The 7,753-nt window shown below is 40.7% G+C and carries 9 protein-coding genes; 8 read left to right on the top strand and 1 reads right to left on the bottom strand.

Annotation, left to right across the window (positions count from 1 at the left end; genetic code table 11):
• The first annotated feature begins 129 nt into the window (after positions 1-129).
• The 6 genes from QUA97_RS27625 to QUA97_RS27650 are packed head-to-tail and all read left to right on the top strand — an operon-like array spanning position 130 to position 6,460.
• Positions 130-357 (top strand): hypothetical protein, encoded by a 228-nt coding sequence (locus tag QUA97_RS27625; RefSeq protein WP_333197481.1) that lies wholly within the window; start codon positions 130-132, stop codon positions 355-357.
• Positions 358-374: 17 nt separating this feature from the next.
• The gene (locus QUA97_RS27630) at positions 375-1,937 is read left to right on the top strand and encodes a hypothetical protein (RefSeq protein ID WP_194068489.1); all 1,563 of its coding nucleotides are present in this window, start codon (positions 375-377) and stop codon (positions 1,935-1,937) included.
• Complete coding sequence (locus QUA97_RS27635; protein ID WP_333197484.1) at positions 1,937-3,436, top strand: RAMP superfamily CRISPR-associated protein; 1,500 nt, start codon at positions 1,937-1,939, stop codon at positions 3,434-3,436. The genes QUA97_RS27630 and QUA97_RS27635 overlap by 1 nt, the downstream gene beginning before the upstream one ends.
• On the top strand, positions 3,433-4,014 hold the full coding sequence (csx19, locus tag QUA97_RS27640) for a type III-D CRISPR-associated protein Csx19 (protein WP_194068487.1): 582 nt from the start codon (positions 3,433-3,435) through the stop codon (positions 4,012-4,014). Before QUA97_RS27635 ends, csx19 begins: the two co-directional genes overlap by 4 nt.
• An 18-nt stretch (positions 4,015-4,032) precedes the next feature.
• Positions 4,033-6,318, top strand: a complete 2,286-nt coding sequence (locus QUA97_RS27645) for a TIGR03986 family type III CRISPR-associated RAMP protein (protein WP_194068485.1) — start codon at positions 4,033-4,035, stop codon at positions 6,316-6,318.
• Positions 6,284-6,460: a hypothetical protein gene (locus tag QUA97_RS27650; RefSeq protein WP_194068483.1), complete on the top strand. Its 177-nt coding sequence runs from the start codon at positions 6,284-6,286 to the stop codon at positions 6,458-6,460. The genes QUA97_RS27645 and QUA97_RS27650 overlap by 35 nt, the downstream gene beginning before the upstream one ends.
• A 123-nt stretch (positions 6,461-6,583) precedes the next feature.
• Here QUA97_RS27650 and QUA97_RS27655 read toward each other — a convergent pair whose 3' ends face one another.
• Positions 6,584-7,066: a hypothetical protein gene (locus tag QUA97_RS27655; RefSeq protein ID WP_333197486.1), complete on the bottom strand. Its 483-nt coding sequence runs from the start codon at positions 7,064-7,066 to the stop codon at positions 6,584-6,586.
• 187 nt (positions 7,067-7,253) lie between these two features.
• On the opposite strand from QUA97_RS27655, the gene QUA97_RS27660 reads away from it, so the two are divergent.
• Together QUA97_RS27660 and QUA97_RS27665 are read left to right on the top strand one after the other, a co-directional pair.
• Positions 7,254-7,493, top strand: coding sequence for a hypothetical protein (locus QUA97_RS27660; RefSeq protein ID WP_333197488.1), 240 nt, complete (start codon positions 7,254-7,256; stop codon positions 7,491-7,493).
• Positions 7,490-7,681, top strand: coding sequence for a hypothetical protein (locus QUA97_RS27665; RefSeq protein WP_333197490.1), 192 nt, complete (start codon positions 7,490-7,492; stop codon positions 7,679-7,681). Before QUA97_RS27660 ends, QUA97_RS27665 begins: the two co-directional genes overlap by 4 nt.
• The last annotated feature ends 72 nt before the right edge of the window (positions 7,682-7,753 follow it).

Raw genomic sequence — 7,753 nt, forward strand, 5'->3', positions numbered from 1 at the left:
AGAATCAATTTTTCTTTGAGAAATCTTCTGAACTCCCCTTGACAACTGGCATACAAGCTTAACTTGTTACCAATGATCCGCCGTCAAACTTCTATAGACCCACAATCCGGTACACCATATGAGGGGAGTTTGCGTTCATTTCGCGTAGTTTTGCGCGACATTTGTTTCACGGCTGACTTAATTTTTGAGAAGATGCCAAGTGATGAAATGCTATCGCTTTTAGCAGTTGGTGCGTTGGCACTTCGGCGCTTGGGTAGCGGACGCAATCGAGGTCGGGGTCACGTCCAATGTACGTTACATGATGATGCAAACGGTGATGACATTACGCATCACTATGCTAACTATTTTGCAAAATAAATTAAGGAGAAAGTTGCATGAAAGCAATTACTTTAACATTACATACTCAGCAACCAATTCTCGCTACTTCATTTCAAGGCGATCCCAACAGCGATGTATCGTACTCTTACATTCCGGGCAGTATGATTCGCGGTGCAATTATTGGGCGTTACATGAGGCAGCATCACTTGTCAGAACTTGATTTAACCAATGAAGAAGTGAAGAGATTGTTCTTCGATGCCAACAGTACGCGCTACTTAAATGCTTACCTTTTGAGTTACGAAAAGCAATCGCAACGCACTCTTCCTCTGCCTTTATCTTGGTTCAAGGATAAGGATGCAGAAGTTAAGGAGGATTCGCCTATAACTGTCTATGATTTCAGTATTGAGAGAGGAGAAGATCCAGAAAATCCTAAATCTGTGGGTGAATACTTTTGGACTAAGAAAGGTGGAGTAGTTAATTTATACAAAGACAAGCGGCGGATTAATATTCATAATTTTCGCGATCGCCAAAAAGGACGTTCTACAGACAATCAAGGTGAAATCTTCCGCTACGATGCCCTAGATGCGGGACAAACATTTCAATCAGTCATCCTCTGCGAAGATGGAGACGCGATCGCAATTCAGATGTTATTAGTCACCGAACCAAACATCTGGTTAGGCGGTTCTCAAAGTGCTGGATACGGACATACTAAGATTATAGATGCAAAACCTCTTAATCTTAATGATTGGAATGAAATTGGAGTTCCAGCAGAAGACCGTGAAAATCAGGAGCAGTTAATAATTACACTTCTGAGCGACACACTTTTGAGAAGCAAAGATGGTCAACCTGTAGCCGATCCAATATTAATTAAACAAGCTGTCGAGGAAGTGTTAAATATCTCATTGCCTGAACCTAGCAATATTTTCGCTGGTAGCACTTTAATTGGTGGGTTTAACCGTAAATGGGGATTGCCTTTACCGCAAGTGCCAGCATTGGCTGCAGGCAGTGCGATCGTTTTTGAAGGTCTTAAGATGAATGAATCACAAATTCAACAACTTGAAGCTCAGGGAATTGGAGAGAGAAGAGAAGATGGTTTTGGACGAATTGCTATCAATTGGCTACAATATGAAAAGTTTACAGTCAGTTTAGCTCAGCCATTTAGTAGCTCTACTTCCTTGAAAAAAGGTTCGCGTCTTTTAGCTGAACAGATGACACAAAGATTGTTAGAACAAAAACTAGAGGAAGCACTGCAAAAGAAAGTAGGATATTTAACTTTGCAAGAAGGCATTAGTAACAGTCAATTATCACGACTACAGTCTGTTGCACGACAAGGACTTTCCAATGGCGATTTTAGTTTAGTTGTCTCACTGCTAAATAATTTACCATCGAAGGCGAAGAATCAATTTGAGCGCACAAAAATTGGCGATAAATCATTCAGACAACAGCTAGATGAGTGGTTGAGCAACCCAACTGATTGGATTAATGGAATAGAAGTAAGAATTGCTGATATCGATCGCAAGTTTGATGACGATCGCGCTAGAGAAGATAAGCTAGCTGAAAAGTACACGCTGCGGCTGATTATGGCGGTAGCGAAGAAGGCAACTAAGGAGAAAAAATGATGACTCAAGAACGTCTAAATCGCTGTCACCGCCCGATCGCCCAACGCATCATTGTACGGGGTACGTTAATCTTAGATACGCCGACTTGCTTGGGAAGCGGTGACGCAGATAGTCCAACGGATATCGCATTGCTGAGAGATAGTGTGAGCGATTGTGCGCTTTTAACTGGTGCATCGATTGCAGGTGCTTTGCGCAACTATTTGCGGGAGTACCAACACGGATACGGTGTAGAGGAACAAAAGGGCGATCGGGCTACTCGCTTATTTGGTGGTACTCGTCGCGATCCTGATGGCGAACAAAGTCCATTAATTATCAATGATGCTATCAGCAGCACTATTCCCACTGTGGAATTAAGAGATGGTGTAGAAATTGAAGCCATAACTGGCACGGCAAAACCAGGTCATAAATACGATTTGGAACTGTTAGCGGCAGGAACAAAATTTTCACTTTCCTTTGAATTATTAGTAGAGAAAAATAAAAATACTGGAGAACAGCAAGCATTAATTAATGATTTAGCATGGGCTTTACAAGGCTTAGAAAAAGGTGAAATTGGGATTGGCATGAAAAAGCGGCGCGGTTTTGGTTGCTGTCATGTCGAAGAGTGGCAGGTTTGGAACTTTAATTTGGCAGATGCTAATGATATAAATTTATGGTTAAAATTTGAGCATTGGCGTACAGGTTTCATACCTATATTTAACGTATACACATTAATTAAAGAGGGACTAACTCAAGCAGGACTTCAGATAGAAGAAAGTTGGGAAGATAAGCGCGATCGCTTCCTCATCCACGCCGAATTCAAATTAGTAGGTTCCCTCCTCATCCGTTCCGGTGAAGACTCAACTGGACGCGCTCCCGATGTCGTACACTTGAAATCTCATCGACCTAACGAATCCGCTCCAGTGTCAGTATTATCCGGTACAAGTTTAGCCGGAGTATTACGCCATAGAGCAGAGCGTATTGTCAAAACATTAGGTAGTTGCTCGCCTATTGTTGATAAATTATTTGGTTTTGTGGTTGGTAAGCAATCTCAAGCTAGCCGTTTGGTTGTCCACGAGAAAGTTATCAAAGATGCAACTGACTTAGTACAAAATCGGATTGCGATCGACCGTTTTACAGGAGGTGCATATCACGGCGCATTATTTGACGAACAACCTATATTTGGTGGTGATGAAACTCGCGTCTGTATTGAGTTAGAGTTGCGTAACCCGAATGAATATGAAATTGGCTTGCTGTTACTATTGCTGAAAGATTTGTGGACGAGTGATTTACCTGTGGGGGGTGAAAGCAGTATTGGCAGAGGACGTTTAAAAGGAATCAAGGCAGACTTAATACATCATCATCCACAAAATCCACAACAATGGGAAATTTTTGAGGAAAATGGAACATTGCACATTATCGATAAAGCTGATAAAGGGGGTTCGGGAGAATCAGTTAGAGATACGCTAGAAAGATTTGTCAAAGCATTGTTAGCACATTTAGGGAAGGAGGTAGAGGTATGAAGGATGCGATGGATTGTTCATCTCAAACTAAAGAATTCGTTAATGACGATGAGTTATGCAGTTGGCTAGAGGAGCAAGCCAAGTCTTATCAACTACCTTATTTGTTAGGTCATGCTGATGATGGGGTAATTTGGGGTCGTTTTGATGAGTTAAATAATTGGAAACTCACCACTGCTGAAAAGATATTTCACAAACCTAATTTTCATGTTTGCTTTCCCAAGCTACGGTTATTGACATTGCAACAATGTCGTGTATTTGGTAAAAATGGTGAAATATTCCTTTGGCAGAGTGGAGTGAAGTGGAAATGCCGTTTCATTGGTAAGTCAGAAGAGGATAAAATCACAGAAACCCAAATTCTCTATGGAACGCATGGAAAAGAGAGAGAAGGCTTTACCTTACTTTCTGATGGTTCTCAGGGACTCAGACACGCCGTACCATTAACAGGTATTACTTTTGATAAAGATGGGAAAAAACGTCCGGTTCGTCTTCTTGTACATCACTACATTACTTCTGATGATACAGGTATAGCTCGGATATATCTCAGCCGTCTTGTTGATTTAAAAACTCAGAAAAACTAGAAATATTGAGGATTTACTATGGCTCCTAAACATTTGAGACAAATACCAGAAAATCGGCAGGCGATCGCGCCTTACAATTTTGTCGAACTACCCGATCGAGTGGTAGAAGTGACTGAAGATTATCTGCCCAAAAGCAACTGCTACGATCCAAAGCGTCACACGGGAAAAATTGACTGTACTTTAACTACTTCATCACCTCTATACATTCGCTGCGGATTAACGACAGAAGAATTTAAAGATGGCAAAGAAGCTAAAGACTTGCCAGACTTCTTCTACACCAATCCAACTGCTGAAACTCAACAGCCTGTCATTCCTGGTAGTAGCTTGCGCGGAATGCTACGAACGCTTGTTGAAATTATTAGTTTTAGCAAGATAGAGCGAGTATCGGATCGGCAACATTTTTTCTTTCGGGCCGTTGCTACTACTGAAAATGATGATTCTTTAGCTCAAGCATACAAGAAATATATAAATCCTCAAAAGGTCAAGGCTGGTTATCTAAAAAAAGAAGGCGAGCGCTGGTTTGTTTGTCCAGCAAAATCTCTCAAAGGCGTTACATTTGCTTGGGTTAAAGAGGAAGATTTGTCAACTGTTGATTTTCCTAAATTAATCAAAATGGATGAGCCGGGATATTTACCTCAGCACATCCCCGTTAGCTTTAAGAATATCAATAAAAACAAGAATAACCGTTATTTCGCAGAGGATGTTAGCCCGCCTAATACTCATCCAATGAATAACGGGATGTTAGTCAGCAGCGGTAATATGAAACAAAGTGATGACTCTTCTAAGAAAACCACCCGCCGCAATCATTGTATAGTATTTCAGCAGAGTCCAAGTCCAAATAGACTAGAAATTGACCCTATTGCTGTTGAGCATTACTGCGATGCACTTACTGACTTTCAAAAGTCGAATCCGTTTGATAGTAATTTAGGAGTTTTACAAGATAGTTTGCCTATCTTTTACTGTCAGCCACAACAAAATGAAAAGGTTATAACTTTATTCGGTCACAGTCCTAATTTTCGCATTCCATATTCTCATCAAGGTGATGGAAAAGCTGCTTCAGCAGTTGATTTTATTCCTTATGGTTTAGGTAAGTCTGATAAAATAGACTTGGCTGATGCTATTTTTGGCTTTATTAAAGATAAACAAGCAGGAGAAGAACAAGCCAAAGCCCGTTGTGGGAGAGTATTTATCAGTGAGGCCATTTGTAAACAAACTACCCGTGACGATATATGGTTAACTGGCAACACAATCACACCTAAGATTCTTGCCAGTCCTAAACCAACCACTTTTCAACACTACTTAGTTCAAACCAGTCATGCTAAAAACGATTTGAAACACTATGCTAGTAAGCCAGATGAAGACACTATTATCCGCGGACACAAGCTCTACTGGCATAAAGGCTCATCTCCGGCAATTAAACATGAAAATCCCAATCATGTTTCGGATACGCAAAAAACCGAAATTAAGCCAATAAAGCCTGGAGTTGATTTTCAATTCACTATTTACTTTGACAATTTGACTCATGTAGAACTTGGGGCGTTATTATGGGTGCTTGATATTGCTAAAAATGAAAAATATCGCCTGTCATTAGGGATGGGAAAACCTTTGGGAATGGGAGCAGTCAAGATTGAGTCAAAATTGTATCTTAGCAAGCGCAACCGACGCTATAGCAGCTTATTCGACGGTCTTAATTGGGCAATTGGCGAAGAGTTTGAAGACAACCTAGATTATCCAATACTTTTTGAAAATTATGTGCTAGAAAAGATTCGGCAGACTGGAAAGTTCAGGGATATTGAGCGTATTCAAATGCTTTTAGCAATGCTGAGTTGGCAAGATAGCCCTTCGACAGATAAAACACGTTACATGGAAATTGAACGCCAAAAACAACCATTAGACGGCGATCCGAATGAGTATAAAACTCGGCGCGTACTACCTACACCATTGCAGGTAATAATACAAAAGCAAGGAAATAATCGCCCTACTCTACGAGCTTCTATACATCCCTACAACCAGGAATCATCCATCATGACCACTTCATCAGCTACAGAAGTTTCTCAATCTGACGACGCTAATAAATTTTCTGATGGTCAAATTGTAGAAGCTAAAGTTTTAGATATTGCAACTAAAGTTATAGACAGTAAAAAAACCAAGACTACGATTACCTATGAGGTCTATGGCTCAAAGCTTGGGAAGACAGAAGATTTTTATAAAAAGTCTGTTTCATTTGCTATTGGAGATATTGTAAAACTCAGAATTACAGAGGTAAAAAATGGCAATATCAAAAAATACGATCGTCTGGAGTAGCCCGATCGCTCTTTTTACTAAAAGCGATCGCCCCTCTCCCACCCATCTCACCAAGGACGATCGCCTATCTTATGCACTTGCAAAAAACGGCTACTATATTTACTATATTATGTGTATAAAGCTGGAGAGGATCTCGCCCTAGCAAGCATTGAGTTTGAATGTGCGATCGACCTGCTGTATGAAGGTGTTAGCTTTGAACAAGAGTGAGAGGTTGACTAATTCGCCGAAGCCACAACCTCAACAGAAGACATCGCTCGAATTTTTATCACGGCCCGCCGATTAGTTTGTCTGACTCCCGTACTAGCAATTCATTGACAATCGCCACATTATTTTTATAAATTTCCAATCGAATCGCGTTCCGGTCTGAATATTGGAAAGTTACAATATAGGTAATACCCCGATCGCGATCGGTGAAGCGGTACTGCGGTCTGCTTGTCGTACCCTTAACATCAAAACCTGTTAGGTTAATCTTACTACCATCTTGTTCGTTTTTAACGTAAAGGATGTAATAAGCCGGTTCCCACGCCCAAAAAGAAGCTTGCCACTTTGAGTTAGAAAAGGTTCCCCGAATCGAAAACTGCCCCACGGTTATTGGACAGTTGTTCACCTCGTCGTCAATTCCCTTACTGCTATCTAAATTAGCTTGACACGGCTGGTTTCGTTTGTCTGCCCAAGCTGCAAACGATAGAGATAAAGAAAGCGGTAAAGTGCAAACTGTTGCCCAGGCGATCGCTTGAATTTTTACCATGAGTTTTACCTCAGTTATTTGTCGTTTATCCCAACGAGTTTAACTGCAACTCCTCAAAAATTTCTAGATTGTTGCACAATTTAATACAGCCGCTTCTTCCACTACCCCATTTTATCAAAAGCGATCGCCCTTTCCCCGTGCTAAAATCATCTCTATAAAATACGCCACCTCAATTTTGGAGGTTATTATGCCCTCCAGCGCTTACAAAACCGTCAGTTCAGTCCTCAAAGAATTTCAAGTTACCTACACCGAATCAAATTTCATAGTAGAAACAGAGTTTCATGTCTCCGATTATTTTCGAGAAGATTTGGAATTTACTATGCGAGAAGGAGTGGTTGACAATTCTGAATTGGCAGTTGGCGAAAATTTGATTTATCCAGTGCTCAAAGAAGTTTGGAAGCACTATTACAGCGGATTTGTTTTGTGAGCCATCAATCTCTCACCTGCGACCAATATCTTTCAGGATTTCCTGAATATATTTTAGCTAAACGTTCTTCATTAGGAAAAGTTGTTTTTGAACAACCTTACTTTCTATTAGTTGAAGCGAAACAAGATAACTTTGAAAATGGATGGGCGCAGTGTTTGGCTGAAATGATTGCGGCACAGCGACTATAGTCATTTCAAATAAAAAAGAGACACTATTGAGCGCAGTAGGCACAGATAAGTTCATCTAAAGATGTGCCAGCA

This window comes from Microcoleus sp. CZ3-B2 (genome assembly GCF_036705055.1).
In the GTDB taxonomy this organism is placed as follows: Bacteria; Cyanobacteriota; Cyanobacteriia; order Cyanobacteriales; family Microcoleaceae; genus Microcoleus.